Source organism: Bacillus sp. FH (assembly GCF_052216825.1).
GTDB classification, from domain to species: Bacteria; Bacillota; Bacilli; order Bacillales; family Bacillaceae_G; genus Bacillus_A; species Bacillus_A paranthracis.
The window spans coordinates 948,313-970,945 of the sequence record NZ_JBQOUU010000001.1 but is presented as its reverse complement, the minus strand read 5'-3'; the positions used below and the strand labels follow the sequence as shown (position 1 = coordinate 970,945).

24 protein-coding genes and 1 pseudogene are annotated in these 22,633 nt (G+C 34.9%); 21 read left to right on the top strand and 4 right to left on the bottom strand.

Annotated features, from left to right (window positions below; genetic code table 11):
• Window positions 1–14 precede the first annotated feature (14 nt).
• The 10 genes from ACTT1L_RS05175 (at window position 15) to ACTT1L_RS05130 (ending at window position 8,114) form a co-directional block, all read left to right on the top strand.
• Window positions 15–833 carry an alpha/beta hydrolase gene (locus ACTT1L_RS05175; RefSeq protein WP_074544020.1) on the top strand — a complete coding sequence of 273 codons (819 nt, stop codon included), beginning with the start codon at window positions 15–17 and terminating at the stop codon, window positions 831–833.
• A 197-nt stretch (window positions 834–1,030) separates the two neighbouring features.
• The gene (locus ACTT1L_RS05170; protein WP_001288310.1) at window positions 1,031–1,405 is read left to right on the top strand and encodes an ArsR/SmtB family transcription factor; all 375 of its coding nucleotides are present in this window, start codon (window positions 1,031–1,033) and stop codon (window positions 1,403–1,405) included.
• Window positions 1,406–1,471: 66 nt separating this feature from the next.
• The gene (gene gpmA, locus ACTT1L_RS05165) at window positions 1,472–2,194 is read left to right on the top strand and encodes a 2,3-diphosphoglycerate-dependent phosphoglycerate mutase (protein ID WP_000240140.1); all 723 of its coding nucleotides are present in this window, start codon (window positions 1,472–1,474) and stop codon (window positions 2,192–2,194) included.
• Between the two features lie 47 nt (window positions 2,195–2,241).
• Entirely contained in the window at window positions 2,242–2,484 is a 243-nt protein-coding gene (locus ACTT1L_RS05160) for a ferredoxin (protein WP_000967685.1), read from the top strand.
• 45 nt (window positions 2,485–2,529) lie between these two features.
• On the top strand, window positions 2,530–3,477 hold the full coding sequence (locus tag ACTT1L_RS05155) for a cation diffusion facilitator family transporter (protein ID WP_074544018.1): 948 nt from the start codon (window positions 2,530–2,532) through the stop codon (window positions 3,475–3,477).
• Window positions 3,478–3,736: 259 nt separating this feature from the next.
• Complete coding sequence (locus ACTT1L_RS05150; protein WP_000849103.1) at window positions 3,737–3,964, top strand: hypothetical protein; 228 nt, start codon at window positions 3,737–3,739, stop codon at window positions 3,962–3,964.
• 290 nt (window positions 3,965–4,254) lie between these two features.
• Window positions 4,255–4,557, top strand: a complete 303-nt coding sequence (locus tag ACTT1L_RS05145) for a metal-sensing transcriptional repressor (RefSeq protein WP_000509877.1) — start codon at window positions 4,255–4,257, stop codon at window positions 4,555–4,557.
• 187 nt (window positions 4,558–4,744) lie between these two features.
• Window positions 4,745–4,951 (top strand): copper chaperone CopZ, encoded by a 207-nt coding sequence (copZ, locus tag ACTT1L_RS05140; RefSeq protein ID WP_000436976.1) that lies wholly within the window; start codon window positions 4,745–4,747, stop codon window positions 4,949–4,951.
• Between the two features lie 95 nt (window positions 4,952–5,046).
• Window positions 5,047–7,464, top strand: a complete 2,418-nt coding sequence (locus ACTT1L_RS05135; protein ID WP_076868380.1) for a heavy metal translocating P-type ATPase — start codon at window positions 5,047–5,049, stop codon at window positions 7,462–7,464.
• A 170-nt stretch (window positions 7,465–7,634) separates the two neighbouring features.
• Window positions 7,635–8,114 carry a GNAT family N-acetyltransferase gene (locus tag ACTT1L_RS05130; RefSeq protein ID WP_324629746.1) on the top strand — a complete coding sequence of 160 codons (480 nt, stop codon included), beginning with the start codon at window positions 7,635–7,637 and terminating at the stop codon, window positions 8,112–8,114.
• 19 nt (window positions 8,115–8,133) lie between these two features.
• Here ACTT1L_RS05130 and ACTT1L_RS05125 read toward each other — a convergent pair whose 3' ends face one another.
• Both ACTT1L_RS05125 and ACTT1L_RS05120 read right to left on the bottom strand, forming a co-directional pair.
• Window positions 8,134–8,406 (bottom strand): HU family DNA-binding protein, encoded by a 273-nt coding sequence (locus ACTT1L_RS05125; RefSeq protein WP_001043904.1) that lies wholly within the window; start codon window positions 8,404–8,406, stop codon window positions 8,134–8,136.
• Window positions 8,407–8,547: 141 nt separating this feature from the next.
• Window positions 8,548–9,363 (bottom strand): formate/nitrite transporter family protein, encoded by an 816-nt coding sequence (locus tag ACTT1L_RS05120; RefSeq protein WP_000110527.1) that lies wholly within the window; start codon window positions 9,361–9,363, stop codon window positions 8,548–8,550.
• Window positions 9,364–9,558: 195 nt separating this feature from the next.
• On the opposite strand from ACTT1L_RS05120, the gene ACTT1L_RS05115 reads away from it, so the two are divergent.
• On the top strand, window positions 9,559–10,452 hold the full coding sequence (locus ACTT1L_RS05115) for a metallophosphoesterase (protein WP_001099529.1): 894 nt from the start codon (window positions 9,559–9,561) through the stop codon (window positions 10,450–10,452).
• Between the two features lie 111 nt (window positions 10,453–10,563).
• Here ACTT1L_RS05115 and ACTT1L_RS05110 read toward each other — a convergent pair whose 3' ends face one another.
• Window positions 10,564–11,646: a chitinase gene (locus tag ACTT1L_RS05110; protein WP_000932461.1), complete on the bottom strand. Its 1,083-nt coding sequence runs from the start codon at window positions 11,644–11,646 to the stop codon at window positions 10,564–10,566.
• 268 nt (window positions 11,647–11,914) lie between these two features.
• Between ACTT1L_RS05110 and gabP the strand changes: the two genes are divergently transcribed.
• From gabP to entD, 8 genes and pseudogenes are all read left to right on the top strand, one after another.
• Complete coding sequence (gene gabP, locus ACTT1L_RS05105) at window positions 11,915–13,309, top strand: GABA permease (protein ID WP_171484541.1); 1,395 nt, start codon at window positions 11,915–11,917, stop codon at window positions 13,307–13,309.
• 133 nt (window positions 13,310–13,442) lie between these two features.
• Window positions 13,443–13,781 carry a hypothetical protein gene (locus ACTT1L_RS05100; protein ID WP_442821823.1) on the top strand — a complete coding sequence of 113 codons (339 nt, stop codon included), beginning with the start codon at window positions 13,443–13,445 and terminating at the stop codon, window positions 13,779–13,781.
• A gap of 317 nt (window positions 13,782–14,098) precedes the next feature.
• Entirely contained in the window at window positions 14,099–14,641 is a 543-nt protein-coding gene (locus ACTT1L_RS05095; protein ID WP_000228316.1) for a DUF420 domain-containing protein, read from the top strand.
• Window positions 14,642–14,757: 116 nt separating this feature from the next.
• Window positions 14,758–15,921, top strand: a complete 1,164-nt coding sequence (locus tag ACTT1L_RS05090) for an iron-containing alcohol dehydrogenase (protein WP_242277001.1) — start codon at window positions 14,758–14,760, stop codon at window positions 15,919–15,921.
• A 158-nt stretch (window positions 15,922–16,079) separates the two neighbouring features.
• The gene (locus ACTT1L_RS05085; RefSeq protein WP_242277002.1) at window positions 16,080–16,832 is read left to right on the top strand and encodes a DeoR/GlpR family DNA-binding transcription regulator; all 753 of its coding nucleotides are present in this window, start codon (window positions 16,080–16,082) and stop codon (window positions 16,830–16,832) included.
• Window positions 16,829–17,739: pseudogene (gene pfkB / locus ACTT1L_RS05080) on the top strand (1-phosphofructokinase). The gene ACTT1L_RS05085 and the pseudogene pfkB overlap by 4 nt, the downstream one beginning before the upstream one ends.
• A gap of 13 nt (window positions 17,740–17,752) precedes the next feature.
• Entirely contained in the window at window positions 17,753–19,609 is a 1,857-nt protein-coding gene (locus ACTT1L_RS05075; RefSeq protein ID WP_000704626.1) for a PTS fructose transporter subunit IIABC, read from the top strand.
• Window positions 19,610–19,957: 348 nt separating this feature from the next.
• Window positions 19,958–20,890, top strand: a complete 933-nt coding sequence (gene entD, locus ACTT1L_RS05070) for a cell wall-binding protein EntD (protein ID WP_442821822.1) — start codon at window positions 19,958–19,960, stop codon at window positions 20,888–20,890.
• 62 nt (window positions 20,891–20,952) lie between these two features.
• Here entD and ACTT1L_RS05065 read toward each other — a convergent pair whose 3' ends face one another.
• Complete coding sequence (locus ACTT1L_RS05065) at window positions 20,953–21,198, bottom strand: hypothetical protein (RefSeq protein WP_000814415.1); 246 nt, start codon at window positions 21,196–21,198, stop codon at window positions 20,953–20,955.
• Between the two features lie 181 nt (window positions 21,199–21,379).
• Here ACTT1L_RS05065 and miaA point away from each other — a divergent pair, with 181 nt between their 5' ends.
• Both miaA and hfq read left to right on the top strand, forming a co-directional pair.
• Complete coding sequence (gene miaA / locus ACTT1L_RS05060) at window positions 21,380–22,333, top strand: tRNA (adenosine(37)-N6)-dimethylallyltransferase MiaA (protein ID WP_071741783.1); 954 nt, start codon at window positions 21,380–21,382, stop codon at window positions 22,331–22,333.
• Between the two features lie 21 nt (window positions 22,334–22,354).
• Window positions 22,355–22,579 (top strand): RNA chaperone Hfq, encoded by a 225-nt coding sequence (gene hfq / locus ACTT1L_RS05055; protein ID WP_000813896.1) that lies wholly within the window; start codon window positions 22,355–22,357, stop codon window positions 22,577–22,579.
• The last annotated feature ends 54 nt before the right edge of the window (window positions 22,580–22,633 follow it).

The window sequence follows — 22,633 nt, the reverse complement described above, 5'->3', positions numbered from 1 at the left end:
AGGGGGGATATAAGATGAACACTACGATTGAAAAACAGCAGATTGTAACATCTAATACTGAACAGTGGAACATGTATTCAAAATTAGATGGTAAGGAATATCAAATTCATATTTCAAAGCCGAGGCAACCAGCACTGGATTCAGGATATCCTGTCATTTACGTATTAGATGGTAATGCCTTTTTTCAAACATTCCATGAAGCGGTTAAAATACAATCAGTTAGAGCAGAAAAAACAGGTGTTTCACCAGCCATTATAGTAGGTATTGGTTATCCAATCGAAGGGGCATTTTCAGGTGAAGAAAGATGTTATGATTTTACGCCTAGCGTAATTTCAAAAGATGCGGCTTTAAAACCAGATGGTAAACCTTGGCCTAAAACAGGAGGAGCACATCATTTCTTTACTTTTATTGAAGAAGAATTAAAGCCGCAAATTGAAAAGAATTTTGAAATTGATAAAGGAAAGCAAACAATATTTGGGCATTCACTAGGTGGTCTATTTGCTTTACATATATTATTTACAAACATAAATGCCTTTCAAAATTATTTTATTAGTAGTCCATCTATTTGGTGGAATAACCAATCTGTGCTTGAAAAAGAAGGGAATCTTATAAATGAATTAAACAATGCAAAGGTTAAAACAGGAGTATTTCTTACAGTTGGTTCACTTGAACGAGAGCATATGGTTGTAGGGGCAAACGAATTATCAGAGCGCCTTTTCAAAGTAAAACACGATCAGTTTCGATTTACGTTTTATGAGGCGGAAGGGGAGAACCATGCATCTGTTGTACCGACTTCTTTAAGTAAAGGATTGAGGTTTGTTAGTCACATATAGAAGAGGGAAAAGGTGAGCGATTGCTTACCTTTTTTCATTATTGTTTAAAAGCAACGTATCCATCAATTAAAAAGCTAGTGAGAAAGCGAGTAATTTAATATAAACGAGAAACATTCAAATGAACATTTGAATGTTTCTCGTTTATAAGGTATACTACATACATAATCAAATATATATTTGAATAAGAGGTGTTATATATGAGTGAAGAGTATTGTGAACTTTGTTATCATGATGAGCAAAAAGTAAAACATGCAAGTGATATGCTAGAGAAAGAGAAGATAAGTAGTGTAGCGAAGATGTTTAAGGCACTTGCAGATGAAACACGTTTAAAAATTGCTTATGCGTTGTATACAGAAAAGGAACTTTGCGTACGTGATGTCGCAAGTATTATTCATAGTAGTATTGCAACAGCTTCACATCACTTAAGACTATTACAAACGATAGGATTGGCGAAAAAGCGTAAAGAGGGGAAACTTGTTTTTTATTCATTAGATGACTCTCACGTAAATGGATTAATTGAATTAGCGTTTAGTCATAGTAGTGAAATAAAGAAAAAAGAACTAAATATGTAACAATGCATTTTCATAAAGATACTTCTTTATGAAAATGCAACTTTCAAAGGAGAGGAGATAATAAGTATGGTTAAACTTGTATTAATAAGACATGGACAAAGTGAATGGAATGTTGAAAATCGGTTTACAGGTTGGACAGATGTTGATTTATCAATGAAAGGTATGAAAGAAGCAAGAGAAGCTGGAATAATGCTGAAAGCTAATGGTTTCTCGTTTGATATCGCATATACATCTGTTTTGAGAAGAGCGATGCGTACTTTATGGATTACTCTCGAAGAAATGGATTTGATGTGGATACCTGTTCATAAAACATGGAAATTAAATGAGCGACATTACGGTGCGCTTCAAGGATTAAATAAGGAAGAAACAGCGAGAAAATATGGCGATGAACAAGTAACATTATGGAGACGTTCAACAAATGTACGCCCACCAGCACTTACAAAAGATGACGAAAGATATGAAGCAGCACATCCGAAATATAGAGATGTAAAAGATTATGAGTTTCCTCTTACAGAAGATCTAGAAGATACAGAAAAACGAGTTGTTTCCTATTGGAATGAAGAGATAGCTCCTAACGTAAAAGCTGGTAAACAAGTAATTATAGCAGCACACGGCAATACAATACGTGCTTTAGTAAAACATTTAGATCAAATTTCAGATAAAGATATAGAAAATGTGAACATTCCAACAGGAACACCATTGGTTTATGAATTAGATAGCGATTTAAAACCGATATGCTATTATTATTTAACTAGAGAAATAGAAACTTTAGAAGGAAGTTTGGTATAAATATACCCTACCTACGTATTGTATATTTATATCGGAGGTGATTTATAGTGTTATATTATACGGTTGTAAATAAAAAGAATTGTGAGGCATGTGGACTATGTATTTCTATAGCACCTGATATATATCAGGTAGACGGAAGAGGAAAATCATTTGGTGTATTAGATAATAACCAAGGAATAATGGGTATTCCAAAAACTTTCTTGCAAGCAATGTTGGCGGCAAGTGACGGCTGTCCAACAAGTTCGATTCAAATAAGAAAAGAGCCATTTGTAAATAAAATAAAAATTTAATAGTGGAATTATGAAAGACAAACAAAATTAAAAGGAGGTATTTATATGGGACATCATCACGGTCACCAACATCATGGGCATGCTCACGGGCATTCCCATGGCCATCATCATTTTGAGGAAAGTAGGAAAGGTAACAGAAAAGGATTAATTACAGCCTTAGTGATTACAGCAACTATCATGTTCCTTGAATTTTTCGGGGGACTAGTTACAAATAGTTTGGCTTTATTATCTGATTCAGGACATATGTTAAGCGATACAAGTTCCTTATTATTAAGTTTAATTGCTATTGGATTAGCAGCTAGAACGGTTACTTCTAAAAAAACGTATGGATATTATCGTTTTGAGATTTTGGCGGCATTAATTAATGGAATTACGTTATTTGTTGTAGCAGGGCTTATCGTATGGGAAGCAATTGGTCGGTTTTTTGAACCACCAACTGTTTCAAGTGGTCCAATGATGTTAATCGCATCAATTGGTTTACTAGCAAATTTAATTAGTGCATGGGCACTGATGAGACAAGGTGATGTGAAAAATAATGTAAATTTACGTAGCGCGTATTTACATGTTCTTGGAGATGCTTTAGGGTCAGTGGGAGCATTAGTAGCTGGGGTACTTATGTCGTTATTCTCATGGTATATAGCAGATCCAATTATTTCAGTAGTTGTTGCTTTATTAATTTTAAAGAGCGCGTGGGGAGTAACAAAACATTCCATTCATATACTTATGGAGGGTACACCCGTTGCAATTGAACTAGAGAAAGTGAAGCAAGCGATTAGAGGAGTAGAAGGTGTACGTGATTTACATGATCTTCATATTTGGACAATTACATCTGGATTAGACGCATTAAGCGTCCATGTAATGATTGATAAAAAACAGGATGATCAAGAAGTACTTCAAAATATTATTGATATGTTAAAACAAGAGTTTCATATTGAACATGCTACCATTCAAATTGAAACACTTACTATTAAACATAATGAAATGATCGTCTAATTAAATGTAAGCAAAAGGCTATGGGGAAATTCTCCATAGCCTTTTGTTTGCGTAAGTAGAATTGTCCTTTTTGAAAGTTTTGTTTCAATTTTTCGTCTAAAGAGACAAAAAGTTGTCACAATTCGTTCACAATTAGCATAAACATAAAATAGACGAAATGAACTTATTTCCGAAAAGGCTTGGTTCATTCCAATTATGATTCGTAGAGCTGAAAAAGCACGGATGAAAAGTTCACTATATTCTCAAGGAGGTAGATCGTATGAAAACTATTCTCGCTATCGCTGGACTTATTTGGGTTTTATCGCATGGTATCCCAATTTATGAAGGAGAACAAATTCGCAGTGCTCTAAATAAAAATTTTAATGAATATCATATCATTGATCGGCAAGATAATGTTGTGACAGTTCGTGTAAATGACTGTTTTCATACGGTAACCGTTGAAGGAACTTCAGTAGTGAATGATACAAAAGTATGTGATCAGCAATAATTATATATAGGAAGAAAAAGTCTCAATTTACATGTGTGAAGATTGAGGCTTTTATATTTGGGAATGAATAATAAGCGGGGATGGACAACCCTCGCTTATTATTGTTTTTTGAAAAAAGGAAAGGGTATAATGAAAATTAAGACTGAGAAGCTAACAATGTGTTAAGAATAATCATAAAGTGGAAATATACTCATATGGGGTATCATGCATAGATATTTAATGCTATAATTGGTATACTCGTAAAAGTAATTGTTTTATTGGATGAAGAGAAACTTTAAGAAGGTGATAATATGGGGCATAAAGAGCATGAAGCAGTAACACATAGATCAGAAAAAGAAAAAGAGCAAATTATAAATAGATTGAAGAGAATTGAAGGGCAAGTTCGGGGTATTCAAAATATGATTGAAAATGATCGGTATTGCGTGGATATTTTAGTGCAAATTTCAGCGATTAATGCAGCGATGAAAAAAGTAGGAATGGGTGTATTAAAAAACCATACGAGTCATTGTGTTTCAGGTGCAATTAAAAATGGTAATGGTGACGAAGCAATCGAAGAATTAATGACAGTATTTGAACGTTTTTCAAAAGCGTAAAAACAAGCTAGTGTGTAACTAGCTTGTTTTTTGTTTATCCTTGTATTGGTGTGAAAAAGTGTGTGTAAAATAAACTTTTAGAAAATAATTGAAAAATCATGATAAAAAACCATTGATTACCTTAGGGGGGTATGGTAAGATGTAACTGTGATTAACAAACAATGAATAAACAAGAGGAGGATTTTAAATGGAACAGTTAACATTACAAGTTGAAGGTATGTCTTGTGGACATTGTGTAAATGCTATCGAAAGCAGTGTGAAAGAGCTAAACGGTGTTGAACAAGTGAAAGTTCAATTAGCAGAAGGAACTGTTGAAGTTACTATCGACTCGTCAGTTGTAACATTAAAAGATATCGTTGCTGTAATTGAAGATCAAGGATACGATGTTCAATAATTATTTTTAGATATGGAAATAAATCGTACTTTATAGGAAGTACGATTTATTTTGCTAATAATTATACCTCATAAGGGTATGTAGAGGTGAGAGACATGAATGAACAAAAAGAGGCCAATCTTCAAATATCAGGAATGACATGTGCCGCATGTGCAAATAGAATTGAAAAAGGCCTAAAAAAAGTAGAAGGTGTTCATGATGCAAATGTAAATTTTGCACTTGAAAAAACGAAAATAATATATGATCCCCAAAAAACAAATCCGCAACAATTTAAGGAAAAAGTTGAATCGTTAGGATATGGAATTGTAAGTGATAAAGCTGAATTTACTGTTTCAGGAATGACATGCGCAGCATGTGCCAATAGAGTAGAAAAGCGTTTAAATAAGTTAGAAGGTGTGAACGGGGCGACAGTAAATTTCGCTTTGGAATCAGCTACAGTAGATTTTAATCCTGATGAAATTAATGTAAATGAAATGAAGAGTGCAATTACGAAATTAGGATATAAATTGGAAGTGAAATCAGATGAGCAAGATGGATCAACTGATCATCGCTTACAAGAAATTGAGCGACAAAAGAAGAAGTTTATTATTTCGTTTATTTTATCATTCCCGTTACTGTGGGCAATGGTAAGTCACTTCTCATTTACATCGTTTATTTATTTACCTGATATGCTTATGAACCCTTGGGTGCAGCTAGCTCTTGCAACGCCAGTTCAATTTATCATTGGTGGACAGTTTTATGTTGGGGCTTATAAAGCGTTACGTAATAAAAGTGCTAACATGGATGTTCTTGTGGCACTTGGAACGTCGGCCGCCTATTTCTATAGTGTATATTTAAGCATTCAATCTATCGGTTCTTCGGAACACATGACAGATTTATATTTTGAAACGAGCGCGGTACTTATTACACTAATTATTTTAGGTAAATTATTTGAAGCAAAAGCAAAGGGACGTTCATCAGAAGCAATTAAAAAGTTGATGGGTTTACAAGCAAAGACAGCTACAGTTGTGCGAGATGGAACAGAAATGAAAATTTTAATCGAAGAAGTAGTAGCTGGTGATATCGTTTATGTAAAGCCTGGTGAAAAAATTCCGGTAGATGGTGAGATTGTAGAAGGAAAGTCAGCAATAGATGAATCGATGTTAACAGGTGAAAGTATTCCAGTTGATAAAACAATTGGGGATGTAGTAATCGGTTCTACAATGAATAAAAATGGATTTTTAAAAGTGAAAGCAACTAAGGTAGGAAGAGATACTGCATTAGCTCAAATTATTAAAGTAGTAGAAGAGGCTCAAGGTTCAAAAGCTCCTATTCAAAGGGTAGCAGATCAAATTTCAGGTATTTTCGTACCGGTTGTAGTTGTGATTGCTATTATTACATTTGCAGTGTGGATGATATTTGTTACACCAGGTGATTTTGGCGGAGCACTTGAGAAAATGATAGCAGTACTTGTTATCGCTTGTCCATGTGCATTAGGTCTTGCGACACCTACATCTATTATGGCTGGATCAGGAAGATCAGCTGAGTATGGTATTTTATTTAAAGGCGGAGAGCATTTAGAAGCAACGTATCGATTGGATACAGTTATTCTAGATAAAACAGGTACTGTGACAAATGGAAAGCCAGTGTTAACGGATGTAATTGTCGCAGATGGATTCAATGAAGAAGAAATATTACGTTTAGTAGGTGCGGCAGAAAAAAATTCTGAACACCCACTTGCAGAAGCGATTGTAGAAGGAATTAAAGAAAAGAAAATTGATATTCCAAGTTCAGAAACGTTTGAAGCGATTCCTGGATTCGGTATTGAATCAGTCGTAGAAGGAAAACAATTATTAATTGGTACACGCCGATTAATGAAGAAATTCAATATTGATATTGAAGAAGTTTCTAAATCGATGGAAGAGTTAGAACGAGAAGGTAAAACAGCAATGCTTATTGCAATTAATAAAGAATATGCTGGTATAGTGGCTGTTGCAGATACTGTAAAAGATACTTCAAAAGCAGCTATTACAAGGCTTAAGAAAATGGGTCTAGACGTTGTGATGATTACAGGAGATAATACGCAAACTGCTCAGGCGATTGCGGGGCAAGTTGGTATTGAACATGTAATTGCAGAAGTATTACCAGAAGGAAAAGCAGAAGAAGTGAAAAAACTTCAAGCGCAAGGTAAGAAAGTAGCAATGGTTGGAGACGGAATAAATGATGCTCCAGCACTTGCTACGGCGGATATCGGTATGGCAATTGGAACAGGAACGGATGTAGCGATGGAAGCGGCAGATATTACGTTAATTCGTGGCGATTTAAATAGTATTGCTGATGCAATCTTTATGAGTAAGATGACGATAAGAAATATTAAGCAAAATTTATTCTGGGCACTAGCTTATAACGGTTTAGGAATCCCGATTGCAGCGTTCGGTTTCTTAGCACCTTGGGTTGCAGGAGCGGCTATGGCATTTAGTTCTGTATCAGTTGTATTAAATGCATTACGATTGCAAAGAGTGAAGTTAAAATAATAAAACTTTAAATCTATAGAGTAATTGCATATGCTTTTAAACAAAAAACAATACTTTGAAATAAGTATTGTTTTTTGTTTATATAGAAAGAAAAAAGATATAATAAAGCAGAAATATTGAATACTAGATGGTAGAAAAGTTAAATGATAGTGTAGTAAGGAGGTTCATATATGTTAAAAGATATAATCATTAGAACATTCCATAAAGAGGATTTAGAACAAGTATTACAGTTGTTCTATGAAACAGTTCATACAATTAATGCAAAAGATTATAACGTGTTACAGCTACAGGCATGGGCACCAGATCAACTAGATAGGGAAAGCTGGTTAAAGTCTTTAGAAAAGAATATTAGTTATGTAGCGGATTATAACGGTATGATAGTCGGATTTGGGGATTATAATGAGGATCATTACGTAGATCGTTTATTTACACATAAAGATTATCAAAGGAAAAGGATAGCTTCATACATACTACAAAAGTTAGAACAAGAAGCAGTGAACTTGGGGCATAGGGGGATTTATACAGAAGCAAGTATTACAGCAAAACCCTTTTTTGAAAGTAAAGGCTTTATTTGCATAAAGGAACAAAAGAAAGAGCATAATGGTCAGATTTTTATTAATTATGTAATGAAAAAAATAGCCCTCTCGTAAACGAGAAGGCTATTTTTCATTATTTTACAGCTTCTTTTAGTTCTTTACCAGCTTTGAAAGCAGGTACTTTAGAAGCTGCGATTTGCATTTCTTCACCAGTTTGTGGGTTACGGCCTGTACGAGCAGCTCTTTCGCGAACTTCGAATGTACCGAATCCGATAAGTTGTACTTTTTCACCAGCAGCTAAAGTGTTAGTGATTGATTCTACTACAGTTTGTACAACTACAGTAGCTTCTTTTTGAGAAATCTCAGCATTTTGTGCTACGTTTTTGATTAATTCTGTTTTGTTCATGTTTTTCACCTCATATGTAAATAATGCTATTTAAGTTGTTATTATAACGTATAAAACATTCGAGAACAAGTGTACGCACATATATTCATAAAAAAAATGGAATTTGTAATATTTTTCAGGATTGCTGTATAGTCGTTCCATTTAAGCGGATACAGATTTTTTCTTTAATTCCGTTTGTTCTTTAGTAGAAGGTAGTTTCTTATTATAAGATATGAAATAAGGTAACGCTACAAATAACATACCTCCTACTAAGTTTCCGAAGAAAACAAAAATGAAGTTTGGAAAATATTCAAACCAAGTTAAATGACCTGCAAAAATTATAGCTGGGATGACAAACATATTGGCTACAACGTGTTGAAATCCAATTGCAACAAAAGTCATAACTGGGAACCAAATGCCGATAATCTTTCCGATAAATTCTTTACTTCCCATACTAAGCCAAACAGCTAAACAAACGAGCCAATTACATCCGATTGCAGAAATGAAGGCTTGTAGTGGTGTATCTTGTAGTTTAGCTTGCGCAATAGAAACTGTTTTTGCTAAAAAAGCTCCCTCTGTTAATCCGACGATATGACCGAAAAAATAAGCAACGAATACAGCACCTATGAAATTGCTCAATGTAACAATAATTAAATTTCGTATGAAATAAAATAAAGTAATTTTCTTTTGAAGCCAGGCCATGGAAACTGTCATCATGTTACCAGTTACTAGTTCACCGCCTGCAAGAATAACGAGAATAAGACCGATAGGGAATACAGCAGCGCCTAGAAAACTAGTAAATGATCCCCAAGCCTTTGGCATTGTTCCAATAACATGAATATCGAGTAAATACCCTAATGCTATGAAAGCACCGCCAAAAAAACCGAGAATTAGCATAGGGAGTAATGATAAATGAGCTTTTTTTCTTCCGGAATTAGCAGCAAGTTCCGTAATTTCTTCTGGTGTAAATACAGACATGAATAATCTCTCCTTAATAAAATGATAAAAGAATAAATGGAACATTTTTAAGAATCTATGTATTATAAAAATATGTTATGACTTCTGTATAAATTTGTCAAAGTGAGCAGGGCTGGAATTAAATATAACTAACATTGTTCGTGTTGTCACATTCATGTAACAATAAGGTTTTAAAGTACTTCTAGAGGTGAGAACATGAATACGTATCACGTAAAAGAAGAACAAAAAAAATCAATCGTCAAGGTATCTATAATCAGTTTTGTAAGTGTAGTAATGATTTCTATAAGTTTGTATTTCTATGCGACAGAAATAGAACGAAAACTAGTAACAGTTACGTGGAATGAAATAGAATCTTCTACAATTCCTAAAGAGTTTCATAATAAAAAAATATTGCAGTTCTCAGATGTACATTTAGGGCCAGAATTCACACTGAAACAATTAGAAAATTTGGTGGAGAAGATAAATGCATTAAGTCCGGATGTAGTAGTTTTCACAGGGGATTTAATAGATAAGTTTGGATCGTATAAAGCCGAAAGAGAAGAAGCGAAAGGGATTTTACAAAAAATACATGCACCCTTAGGGAAATATGCAGTGTTTGGGAATCATGATAGAGGCGGCGGAGGTAGTTTATTTTATAAAAAATATATGGAGGAAGCTGGTTTCGCTGTGTTAGTCAATGAAGTGCAGAAAATTAAAGCGGAAAACGGCAAATATATTACAATATCAGGTTTGGATGATTTTTTATTAGGTAAGCCGCAAATAGACTCAACTTTAAAACATGTAAGGCAACAAGATTTCAATATGTTATTAGTACATGAGCCGGATGTTGTAGACAAAGTAGCACGTTACCCAGTTGATTTTCAAATGTCAGGCCATAGTCACGGAGGACAAGTTCAAATTCCTTTTATCGGTCCATTCATTACGACAAAACTAGCTGAGAGTCATGTTGAAGGTATGTATGAAGTAGAGGGGAAGAGTAAGCCGTTATATTTATATGTAAATCGTGGTATTGGGACAACCCGAATGCCTGTTAGATTTTGGAGTGTACCTGAACTTTCAGTATTTGTATTGAAGCAAAAGAGTAACTAATGTATTCAATTCCACATCATCATTCTCAATTTGATTTTGATGAACGAGCGATGTTAATTGGTGGTAAATAAAAAACAACAATAGGTCATATAAAACCTATTGTTGTTTTCATTATTTTTGCAAGGGAATCGCATCGAAATATGTTCTATAGTTACTAGAGAATTCAAAGTTGTTTTTTGCATCCCAATTAATAGACCAAGACATTAGGCCGCGGAATGCAGGATAGCCACTCTCATTTGAAAGTTTATACTTTCCTCCGAAAGGAATTCCCTTAATGATATAATCTAAAGCTTTTTTCATTTCAGTTGGAGAAATATACCCACCACTTGGAGCGGCCGCTGGTGCTGCAGGAAGTCCAATCATTACTTGATCCGAACGCAGAGCTGGGAACATGTTATTTGCATTACCACCTACAGGAAAACCATGTAAGAGCATATCTGCCATAGCGACCTCGTAGTCTGCAGTACCTTGATTGTAGTTATTACCGTCCATTCCAACCCCGCTGCCAGCGTTGTAGTGTTGAACGTGAATGTATGTCAGTTTGTCTTTCACTCCGTAAATAATCGGTAAATATGCACCCCAGATGCTACCGTATGCACTATAACCGCCTTGAACATAAGCTGTTTCAGGAGCCATGCTTAATAGAAAGTCGGGACCGTAATGATCTGAGATTGTTCGAATAGCCGAAATAAGATTTACGATTTGAGGAGTAGTTGGGTTTTTGAAATTAGTGTCATTTCCGTTTAAGTAAATACCTGATTCAAGGTCAATATCTATTCCATCAAAACCGTATTTATCAATGAGAGATTGTATGGAATTAATAAAGCGTTGCTTAGCGGCATTGTCAGGAAGTAAAACGACTCCATTTTGTCCACCAATTGAAAGAACTACTTTTTTTCCTTTACTCTTTAAATAAGAAATATCTGATTTGAATTCTGCATCTGTACCATACACAGGAGAAAATTCAACAGTAGAACGATCACCACCAGTTTCCCCGAAAGATACATTAATTACATCCCATTTTGGTGAAACGTCTCTTAATTTAATAATGCCAGTACCGTTATCAAAGTTATGCCAGTATCCAACGAGTAGTTTTGATCCTAAATTGTTTGCTGCTTGTGCTTGAAAGGGGGCTAGTGGTAGCAGTAAAAAAATGACTAACGTACAACAAATGAATTTGAACTTGTTTAACATATCAACACTCCTATACAAAAAGTTGTCTAGATGTATAATCTTGTTTATTTAATGATATCTGAAAATTCGTTCTTTCGTAAGGTAGCTATAATTTTCTCAACAATTGTATATGGAAAATTAGTAAACCTAATGTAATAATTTTTATAGGAGCTTGCATTACAATTGTTAAATTCAGAATATTTTGATATATTTTAAAGTGTAGGCAAGGTTTTCACATAATACTCTTACATAAATTTCAAAATTACGTTTGGAAGGGGATGTATAAGAGTTGGATAAAAATCTTAAGAAAGACCTCAAAATACGCCACATTACAATGATCTCAATTGGCGGCGTAATAGGAGCTGGCTTGTTTGTTGGAAGTGGGGCAGTTGTGCATTCAGCAGGACCAGGTTCTATCGTTTCATATGCATTAGCAGGACTTCTAGTCGTTTTCGTTATGAGAATGCTTGGGGAAATGGCAGCTATTAACCCGACAAGTGGGTCATTTGCAACATATGCAAGAGAAGCAATTGGTCCATGGGCCGGTTATACAATTGGGTGGCTATATTGGTTTTTCTGGGTAATTGTTATTGCGATAGAAGCCACAGCAGGTGCTGGTATTATTCAATACTGGATTCCAGAAATCCCACTTTGGTTATTAAGCCTAATATTAACGATTTTATTAACATTGACGAATGTTTTTTCGGTGAAATCATTTGGAGAGTTTGAATATTGGTTTTCTTTTATTAAAGTAATAAGTATTATTTTGTTCCTTTGTCTTGGACTAGCTGTTATTTTAGGATTTGTACCAGGAACGGAAGCACCTGGCACTTCGAATTTAGTAGGACAAGGAGGATTTATGCCAAACGGTATAAGTTCGGTGCTACTTGGAATTACTGTCGTTATATTTTCATTTATGGGATCTGAGATTGTTGCAGTAGCTGCTGGAGAATCTGCTGAACCTGTAAAAGCAGTAAAAACAGCAACAAATAGTGTAATTTGGCGTATTCTCGTATTTTTCATTGGATCGATTGCTGTAGTTGTTACACTTCTTCCATGGAATTCAGCGAACATATTAAAAAGTCCGTTTGTAGCGGTACTGGAACATATAGGGATACCAGCGGCAGCACAAATTATGAATTTTATCGTTTTAACAGCTGTACTTTCTTGTTTAAATTCTGGTTTATATACGAACTCAAGAATGCTTTTTTCGATGGCAGAAAGAGGAGATGCTCCAAAGGCGTTTTTGAAATTGAACAATAGTGGTGTTCCAGTTCGGGCCGTTTTATTCGGAACGTTCTTCGCTTATATTGGAGTTGTTTTTAGTTACATATCTCCAGATAAAGTCTTTTTATTTTTAGTCAATGCATCTGGCGGAATTGCGTTACTCGTTTATCTCGTTATAGCTGTTTCGCATTTAAAGATCCGTAAAAAAATGGGGAAAGTAGAACAACAAAATTTGAAAGTGAAAATGTGGTTTTTCCCGTATGTAACGTATGTTACAATTGCCGCTATTATAGCTGTTTTAGTTGCGATGCTTGCAATTGAATCTTTACGTTCACAAGCACTTTTGACGATGCTTGTTACTGTTCTTATAATACTTTCTTATTTTATTTTTAATAGAAATAAAAATAGTACAGTATCGAATACTACAAGTAAGAATGAGGAATCTGTTCGATTCTAATTTCTTGTTTTCGAAGAGAGTTACACCCAATCATTGCTATAAAAGAATCATATATAATCATAAAAATGAGTAATTACTATTGTCATAGTGAATATAAACTTTTTTCTTGACTTTTTATGCGAAGGCGAGCAAAATGATAAAAAAGGAAGGGGGGATGACGATGGAAGAGTACGTATTAGAGCTGTATAACCTGCTATATACGACAGAATGGCAAGATATTGTTTCGTTTCTAGGAATCGTATTTTGTATGAAAATTGTAATTGTATATATGGAAGAGCAAGGTATGTTCTATTCCTTCTCATCCCCGTTCGATATGCAACGCGAGCCGTTGCTGAACTATGCCAAGGTAAATTACGAACAATTTCCTTTTGTATTTTTCTTTATGATTCAATTTATTACAGCAATTGTAAAGAAAAAGGAAAGTGACGATGAAGAGTGCCACTCAACTTGTAATATAGCGAATGTTCTTTAAGCTAAATACAAGGAGGAGATTTATATGTGGTTTCGATTTCTTATGATTGGTTTCTTTTCATTAACAGCAATTTCTTTAATGGGATATCAAGTGTCTGAAATTTTTCAAGCATATAGCGATACATTTTTTAACAAAAACTAATCGCATTGCTATTTGAATAATAAAGCGATAAAATCCTTCTTAAGAAGTTTTATTAAGAAGGATTTTTTCTTTGTTTTGTCTTGCTGTGTCAAACTATTGTCACATTTACACTGTGAATAGTATGTTAAAATAGTGAGGTTACGTATACATATTTGAAGGAAGAGGGAGTGACCATTTTGGTGGATCAATCAACAAATCAGAAAAGCTATGCTCCTATTGTGATAACGCTTTCTGTAATTGTAAATGCGATTATTTTATTTTTGTTCTTTGGACCTGTTGGCTATGAAGGAGAAGTACATTTTGATGTAACGATTTTACCAATGTTAAACGCAATTTTTAATAGCTTTACGTTCGTATTCTTATTAGCAGCTCTATACTCTATTATTAAGAAGAATGTGAAAATGCACCGTGGTTTTATCCTAGCAGCATTTACGACGACATTGCTATTTTGTGTTTCTTATTTATCGTATCATTACTTAGCGCCGGCAACACATTTTGGTGGAGAAGGATTCATTAAATATGTGTATTTCATCATTTTAATTACACATATTATCCTTGCAGCAATTATTGTACCACTTGCATTGTTTGCACTTGTATTTGGTTTTACAAATCAATTAACACGTCATCGTAAAATTGTACGTTGGACGATGCCGATCTGGTTATATGTAAGTTTATCTGGTGTTATTGTTTACTTAATGATTTCACCTTATTATCAATAAAAAATCCCAGCCTATAGGCTGGGATTTTTTCGTTAGGCAAATATTTTTGTAAAATGAAAAAAATATGGTATACAAAAGTATAGTTGCTTTTCATATAGAAGGGATGGTAAAGGGATATGCAAAATTTTGTATTTCGTAATCCAACGAAACTTATTTTCGGTAAAGGTCAATTAGAGCAATTGAAAACTGAAATTCCACAGTTCGGTAAAAAAGTTCTTCTCGTATACGGGGGAGGCAGCATTAAAAGAAACGGTATTTATGATAATGTAATTTCTATTTTAAAGGATATAAATGCGGAAATATTTGAATTGACAGGTGTTGAACCGAATCCACGTGTATCAACTGTAAAGAAAGGAATTCAAATTTGTAAAGAGAATGGTGTTGAATTTATTTTAGCAGTTGGTGGAGGAAGTGTAATTGACTGTACGAAGGCAATTGCAGCTGGTAGCAAATATGATGGAGATGTATGGGATATTGTAACGAAAAAAGCATTTGCTAATGAGGCATTACCATTTGGTACTGTACTTACGCTTGCGGCAACAGGATCTGAAATGAATGCTGGTTCTGTCATTACAAATTGGGAAACGAATGAAAAATATGGCTGGGGTAGCCCAGTTACTTTCCCTCAGTTTTCAATTTTAGATCCACTCCATACTGCGTCTGTGCCAAGGGATCAAACAATTTACGGTATGGTAGATATTATGTCACATGTATTAGAGCAATATTTCCATCATGGAACAAATACAGAATTACAAGATCGTTATTGTGAATCTGTTTTAAAAACAGTCATTGAGACAGCTCCTAAGCTTTTAAGTGATTTAGAAAATTATGAGCATAGAGAAACGATTTTATATTGCGGTACTATGGCGTTAAACGGGATTTTAGCGATGGGAGTAAAAGGAGACTGGGCAACTCATAATATTGAACATGCAGTTTCTGCGGTTCATGATATACCACACGGGGGTGGCCTTGCGATTTTATTCCCGAACTGGATGAAGCATGTTGTAGATGAAAATGTAAGTCGTTTTAAACAGTTCGCTATTCGTGTATTCGATGTAGAAACAGATGGAAAGACTGATCGAGAAATTGCGTTAGAAGGAATTGAGGCTTTACGTCAATTTTGGACTTCAATTGAGGCACCAGTAAAGTTATCTGATTACGCTATTGGAGAAAATGAAATTGATGTAATGGCGGATAAAGCGATGGCTTATGGCGAATTTGGTAACTTTAAAAAATTAAATAAAGACGATGTTTTAAGCATATATAAAGCTTCCTTATAAGTGAAGCGAGTAAAGGAACCCATTTGATATAACAATCCAATGGGTTTCTTTTTTGTTGTTTATAACTGTTTGTGATTGTTTTTGGTTATTTGTGAATGTTTATGGTTGATTTTTGTGATCGTTTTCATTATACTGTAATCAAAGAAGAGGTGAATAAAATGTTAACTCCTGAACGTCATCAAATGATATTGCAACTTGTAAAAGAGCAGAAGGTTGTTAAATTACAACAATTAGTGGAAAGAACAGAAAGCTCTGAATCAACAATTCGTCGTGATTTAGCGCAATTGGAAAAACAACGGTTATTAAAAAGAGTTCACGGTGGTGCAGCTGTTTTAACAGGAAAAGGACAGGAGCCGACGATGGTTGAAAAATCATCCAAAAACATTCAAATAAAACAACAAATTGCGAAGTATGCGGTTAACGTTGTGGAACAAGGTGATTGCATTTATTTAGATGCAGGAAGTACAACATTTGAAATGATTCCATTTTTAATAAATAAGGATGTTACCGTTGTTACGAATGGACTTATGCATATTGAAGCTTTAGTTGAAAATCATATTCGTGCATATTTACTAGGCGGAATGATGAAGAGTAGGACGAAAGCTTTAATCGGTGCTATGGCACAGGAAAGCATGCAGAAGTATCGTTTTGATAAATGTTTTTTAGGAGCGAATGGTGTACATGAACAACTTGGTTTTACAACACCAGATCCGGAAGAGGCACTTTTAAAGCAAATGGCATTAACATTAGCAAATGAAGGATATTTCTTAATTGATGAAAGTAAGTTTTCGGAAGTTGCGTTTGCGAAAATTGCCAATGTTGAAGAGGCGAATATTATTACAAACCATTTAGAAATTGATTTAGAAAAATATAAAAGACAAACCAATGTAATTGAGGCTGATAAACGATGATCTATACAGTAACTTTAAACCCATCTATTGATTATATAGTACAAGTTAATTCCTTAGAGTTAGGCGCAGTAAATCGAGCAGAAAAAGATATGAAGTTTCCTGGAGGAAAAGGAATTAATGTTTCTCGCGTTCTTCATCGTTTAGGTGTTGAAAATGTAGCGCTAGGATTTACTGGTGGATTTACCGGTCGATTTATTAAAGATGTATTACAGGCGGAAGGTGTAACAACAAACTTCGTCCAAGTAGATGGAGATTCTCGAATTAATGTGAAAATAAAAGGGCAAGAAGAAACAGAATTAAATGGGCAAGGACCTAGTGTGACTAAGGAACAATTTGAACAATTAATGAAACAAATTGAAAGTATGCAAAAGGGAGATTGTGTTGTACTAGCTGGAAGTGTACCAGCGTCTATCCCAACTACCTTTTATGAATCAATCGCAGCGTTCGGAGCTGAAAAAGGCATTCGTGTAGTAGTAGATGCAAGTGGTAGTGCCTTGCAGCATGTAGTTAAAAATAAACCATTTTTAATAAAGCCTAATCATCATGAACTTGGTGAGTTATTCGGAGTAGAGATTTCCACAGTAGAAGATGTTTTACCATATGGAAGAAAATTAGTTGAACAAGGTGTAGAGCACGTTATCGTATCAATGGCCGGAGATGGAGCTTTATTATTTACGGCAGAAGGTATATATGAAGCAACTATTCCAAAAGGTGTTGTAATTAATTCGGTTGGGGCTGAGATTCTCTCGTTGCGGGATTTGTAGGAAGATATGAACAGACAAAAGATATTGAAAAGGCATTTCAATATGGCGTTGCAACAGGGAGTGCAACAGCATTTTCAGCCGATTTATGTGAAAAGGAAAAAGTAGAAGAATTATTGTCGCAAGTAATTGTAACTAAGCGATAGGGGGAAGCAACATATGAAAATTACAGAACTATTAAAAAGGGATACAGTTATTATGAATTTGACAGCTTCAAATAAAGAAGCTGTCATAGATGAGTTAGTTGAGAAATTAAACGGGGCAAATCGTTTAAATAGCAAAGCTGAATTTAAAGAAGCTATTTTAAAGAGGGAGTCACAAAGTACAACCGGCATTGGTGAAGGGATTGCTATACCTCATGCGAAAACAAAAGCGGTTAAGCAACCAGCGATTTGTTTTGGTAGAAGTGTAAGCGGTATCAACTATGAATCGCTTGACGGACAACCTGCGCATTTATTTTTTATGATTGCTGCAAGTGAAGGGGCGAATAATACGCATTTAGAAACGTTATCACGCCTATCTACACTATTAATGGATGAAGGGTTTCGTAAGCAATTGTTAGAAGCGAAGGATGAAGAAGAACTTCTTTGTTTATTTGATGAAAAAGAAAATGAAAAAGAAGAAGAGGTTGAAGTTGCAAAACCAGAAGGGAATGAACCGTACGTATTAGCTGTTACAGCTTGCCCGACTGGAATCGCTCACACATATATGGCTGCAGATAGCTTGAAGGCAAAAGCAGCAGAGCTAGGAATTGCAATTAAAGTTGAAACGAATGGATCAACAGGTATAAAAAACGGTTTAACGAAAGAGGATATTGAACGCGCAACAGCTATAATTGTTGCGGCAGATAAACAAGTAGAAATGAATCGTTTTGCTGGTAAACATGTTATTCAAGTGCCAGTCGCTGATGGGATTAGAAAAACGGAGACGCTTCTTAATCGGGCTGTAAAACAAGATGCACCAATCTTTAAAGGTGTAAAAGAGGATGGAAAGGCAGAAAATACGGAGAAAGAAAATGGATTAGGAATTTATAAGCATTTAATGAACGGCGTAAGTAATATGCTTCCATTCGTTGTTGGTGGCGGGATTTTAATTGCGCTAGCGTTTTCGTTTGGTGGTATAAAAGCAGAAGGTCCTTTAGCTGAATTGTTCATGTCTATTGGAGGAGGGGGAACAGGGGCATTTTTATTCCTTGTACCAATTTTAGCAGGATTTATTGCTAGTTCTATTGCTGATCGTCCTGGTTTTATGCCCGGTGTTGTCGGAGGATTTTTAGCGGCACATGCGAATGCTGGATTTTTAGGTGGATTAATTGCTGGTTTCTTAGCCGGATATGTTGTTTTAGGATTGAAAAAATTATTTTCAGGCCTACCAGTACAATTAGAAGGAATTAAACCTGTATTGTTATATCCGGTCTTTGGATTATTGATTACAGGAGTTGTTATGCAAAAAGTAGTAATTCCGCCTGTAGTAGCATTGAATGAAATGTTAACAGGATGGTTAAATGGTTTGAACGGTACAAATGCTATATTACTAGGCCTTATTTTAGGTGCGATGATGGCAATTGATATGGGGGGTCCAATTAATAAAGCGGCATTTACGTTTGGTATTGCTGCGATAGAAGCGAAGAACTTTGGAGTGCATTCAGCGGTTATGGCTGGTGGTATGGTGCCACCGCTTGCAATTGCGTTAGCAACTACCTTCTTTAAATCGAAGTTTACAGAAGCGGAACGTAAGTCTGGTTTAACAAATTATATTATGGGGGCATCGTTTATTACAGAAGGTGCGATTCCATTTGCAGCAGCAGATCCGGTTCGGGTAATTGTCAGTTGTGTTGTCGGTTCAAGTATTGCAGGTGCATTATCAATGTTATTCCAAATTACATTACCAGCACCGCATGGTGGATTGTTTGTTATCGCTTTAGTAAATAAACCAGTGTTATATATTTTCTCGATATTGATAGGGGCAGTTGTTTCTGCTCTTATGATGGGAATTTGGAAAAAGAAAGTTAAATAATACGTGTAAAGGGAGTAGCTTTTATTAGCTGCTCCTTTTTATTACAAAAAAGGAGGTTGATAATTGGAGAATGATGAATTTTGGTAAAAGATGTAATGAAATATGATTTTTTTGTAACAAAAAAGTAATACTGTAATTTTTTCTGGAAAAAAATTCTGGTGCTTGTATGTGGAAAATATATGAAAACTATTGGGAATTCTATTGGAAATGTAATTCATTAATATGGAAATTTATGTTACAGCTCATTAATCGTATATTACGAATGGTTTGTAATTGTGTGTTTTCTAAAAATCTTAAAAATCCGTTGCTATAATAAAAATACGAAAACAAAGCAAATGGAGGCTATTCATGAAAAAATTATTAGGTATAGCAACGGCGGCAGTTTTTGGTCTTGGGATTTTTGCAGGTTCTGCGAAAGCGGAAACGATTGTAACAACAGACGTATTAAATGTTAGAGAAAACCCAACTGTAGAGTCTAAGCTTGTAGGTAAAATGTTAAGTGGAAATAAATTAGATGTTGTAAATACAGAAAACGGATGGACCAAAATTAAATTAAATGGTCAAGAAGCATTTGTAAGTGCTGAATTTACAAAAAGTACATATTATGTGACGGCGGGTGTGTTAAATGTTCGCGCTGGAGCGAATACTGACTCAGAAATTCTTGGAAAACTGAATAAAAATGATGTAATTGAAACGACAAATCAAGTTCAAAATGAATGGTTGCAATTTGACTATAATGGAAAAACAGGATATGTTCATGTGCCATTTTTAACAGGAACGGCACCAGTGATTGAAAAGAAAGAAGTTGCAACGAAAGAAGAAGCGCCGGAAAGAGTAAATACGCCGGTTAAAAGTAATAAAGTAGTTAAGAGTAAAGAATCTGTTAAGAATGTAGAATCAAGTAAACCTGTGGCAAAACAGCAGTCAACTACGAAACAAGTTGCGAAATCTAATGAAACAAGTGCACCGACTAGTGGACGTGAAATAACGGTAGAAGCGACAGCATATACAGCAGATCCGAGTGAGAATGGTTCGTATGGTGGTCGTGTATTAACTGCAATGGGGCATGACTTAACAGCGAATCCAAATATGAAAGTAATTGCTGTTGATCCTAAAGTAATTCCACTTGGATCAAAAGTATGGGTAGAAGGATATGGAGAAGCGATTGCTGGAGATACTGGTGGTGCGATTAAAGGAAATCGTATTGATGTTTTAGTTGGCTCAGATGATAGTGCGAATAGCTGGGGGCGCAAATCTGTAAAAGTGAAAGTTATAGAGTAGTATATATGTATTAATATAAAAGGCGGTTGCTTGAAAGTATGTAAGCAATCGCCTTTTATGGATTATTGAAAAGGATAAATAGTTTTACCTGTAATAATTTTATATGCGCTGCAAAATTGGTTTTGTATATACTCTGTATCTTTATTTTCTAGATGTAATGTTGTTTCTTGGAGAGCAGAATGAAAAGAACGTAGTAAACAATTTAAGGCGAAGTATAATTCTTCTTGTGAACAATTGTGTTCTTTTGTAGCAGTAGCTAAAATGAGGTCTTTTGTCAAAGATGAAAAATTGATAGTGGATTGTTTCATAGTTAACTCATCCTCTCGAAGGTATTTTTAATCATGTATATGCGGAATTGGACAAACTATGTTCTTTTTTATTTATAATTTCATGTACCGTAATGAAAGAACTTGCAATCATGCCGTTAAAATTGGTAAGATTGGATATAATCAATAGATGGAGTACATTACATAAAGAGAGTTGAATGATATGGGAGAAGTGCAACGTGAAAAAGTTGCTGTCATCATTGGACCAACTGCTGTTGGGAAGACGAAGTTAAGTATTGATCTTGCCAAAGCGTTAAATGGTGAAATTATAAGTGGAGATTCCATGCAGATTTATCGTACGATGGATATTGGAACCGCAAAGGTGACGAAAGAAGAGATGGACGGAATTCCACATTATATGGTTGATATAAAAAATCCGGAAGAATCATTTTCGGTTGCCGAATTTCAAGAACGTGTTCGTAAGCATATTCGCGAGATTACAAAGCGTGGTAAATTGCCGATTATCGTTGGTGGAACTGGTCTGTATATACAATCTGTTTTATTCGATTATCAGTTTACGGATGATGCTGGTGATGCTATATACCGAGAACAAATGGAAAAGTTAGCATTAGAACGTGGTGTGGAATATGTACATAAGAAATTACAGGAAGTAGACCCAGACAGCGCTGAGCGTATTCATGCAAATAATGTACGCCGTGTCATTAGGGCGTTAGAAATTTTCCACACGACGGGTGAAAAAATGAGTGATCAACTTGAAAAACAAGAAAACGAGTTATTATACGATGTTTCCTTAATTGGCTTGACAATGGATCGTGAAATGCTATACGATCGCATTAACTTACGAGTTGATATAATGATGGACCAAGGTTTATTAGAAGAAGTAGAAGGGTTGTATAATCGAGGGATACGAGATTGTCAATCTATTCAAGCGATTGGGTATAAAGAAATATATGATTATTTTGAGGATCGTGTCTCTTTAGAAGAAGCAGTATCACAATTAAAGACGAATTCACGTCGTTATGCAAAACGTCAATTAACGTGGTTCCGTAATAAGATGGATGTCACATGGTTTGATGTTACAGACGGTGAAAAAACGTCAGAAATTTTACGATACATAGAAGGAAAGCTACAACTAAAGTCGAATAATAGTAAGTAGAGAAAAAGAGGAGGATTCGACATGAAGCAATCAATCAATATTCAAGATCAGTTTTTAAATCAACTCCGTAAAGAGAATACGTTTGTTACGCTGTACTTATTAAATGGTTTCCAGCTTCGTGGATTAATTAAAGGATTTGATAATTTTACAGTCCTACTGGAAACAGAAGGTAAGCAACAGCTTATTTATAAACACGCAATTTCTACATTTGTACCACAAAAAAATGTTTCAATTGAATTAGAATAGTAATGAATTATTGTACATAACAAAAAAAGAGCGAGTTTCTCGCTCTTTTTTTAT

Bases quoted from the DNA above. Each gene is read 5' to 3' on its own strand.
- ACTT1L_RS05175 (WP_074544020.1), top strand. From the start codon at position 15: ATGAACACTACGATTGAAAAACAGCAGATTGTAACATCTAATACTGAA.
- ACTT1L_RS05170 (WP_001288310.1), top strand. From the start codon at position 1,031: ATGAGTGAAGAGTATTGTGAACTTTGTTATCATGATGAGCAAAAAGTA.
- gpmA (WP_000240140.1), top strand. From the start codon at position 1,472: ATGGTTAAACTTGTATTAATAAGACATGGACAAAGTGAATGGAATGTT.
- ACTT1L_RS05155 (WP_074544018.1), top strand. From the start codon at position 2,530: ATGGGACATCATCACGGTCACCAACATCATGGGCATGCTCACGGGCAT.
- ACTT1L_RS05150 (WP_000849103.1), top strand. From the start codon at position 3,737: ATGAAAACTATTCTCGCTATCGCTGGACTTATTTGGGTTTTATCGCAT.
- ACTT1L_RS05145 (WP_000509877.1), top strand. From the start codon at position 4,255: ATGGGGCATAAAGAGCATGAAGCAGTAACACATAGATCAGAAAAAGAA.
- copZ (WP_000436976.1), top strand. From the start codon at position 4,745: ATGGAACAGTTAACATTACAAGTTGAAGGTATGTCTTGTGGACATTGT.
- ACTT1L_RS05135 (WP_076868380.1), top strand. From the start codon at position 5,047: ATGAATGAACAAAAAGAGGCCAATCTTCAAATATCAGGAATGACATGT.
- ACTT1L_RS05130 (WP_324629746.1), top strand. From the start codon at position 7,635: ATGTTAAAAGATATAATCATTAGAACATTCCATAAAGAGGATTTAGAA.
- ACTT1L_RS05125 (WP_001043904.1), bottom strand. From the start codon at position 8,406: ATGAACAAAACAGAATTAATCAAAAACGTAGCACAAAATGCTGAGATT.
- ACTT1L_RS05120 (WP_000110527.1), bottom strand. From the start codon at position 9,363: ATGTCTGTATTTACACCAGAAGAAATTACGGAACTTGCTGCTAATTCC.
- ACTT1L_RS05115 (WP_001099529.1), top strand. From the start codon at position 9,559: ATGAATACGTATCACGTAAAAGAAGAACAAAAAAAATCAATCGTCAAG.
- ACTT1L_RS05110 (WP_000932461.1), bottom strand. From the start codon at position 11,646: ATGTTAAACAAGTTCAAATTCATTTGTTGTACGTTAGTCATTTTTTTA.
- ACTT1L_RS05100 (WP_442821823.1), top strand. From the start codon at position 13,443: ATGATAAAAAAGGAAGGGGGGATGACGATGGAAGAGTACGTATTAGAG.
- ACTT1L_RS05090 (WP_242277001.1), top strand. From the start codon at position 14,758: ATGCAAAATTTTGTATTTCGTAATCCAACGAAACTTATTTTCGGTAAA.
- ACTT1L_RS05085 (WP_242277002.1), top strand. From the start codon at position 16,080: ATGTTAACTCCTGAACGTCATCAAATGATATTGCAACTTGTAAAAGAG.
- ACTT1L_RS05075 (WP_000704626.1), top strand. From the start codon at position 17,753: ATGAAAATTACAGAACTATTAAAAAGGGATACAGTTATTATGAATTTG.
- entD (WP_442821822.1), top strand. From the start codon at position 19,958: ATGAAAAAATTATTAGGTATAGCAACGGCGGCAGTTTTTGGTCTTGGG.
- ACTT1L_RS05065 (WP_000814415.1), bottom strand. From the start codon at position 21,198: ATGAAACAATCCACTATCAATTTTTCATCTTTGACAAAAGACCTCATT.
- miaA (WP_071741783.1), top strand. From the start codon at position 21,380: ATGGGAGAAGTGCAACGTGAAAAAGTTGCTGTCATCATTGGACCAACT.
- hfq (WP_000813896.1), top strand. From the start codon at position 22,355: ATGAAGCAATCAATCAATATTCAAGATCAGTTTTTAAATCAACTCCGT.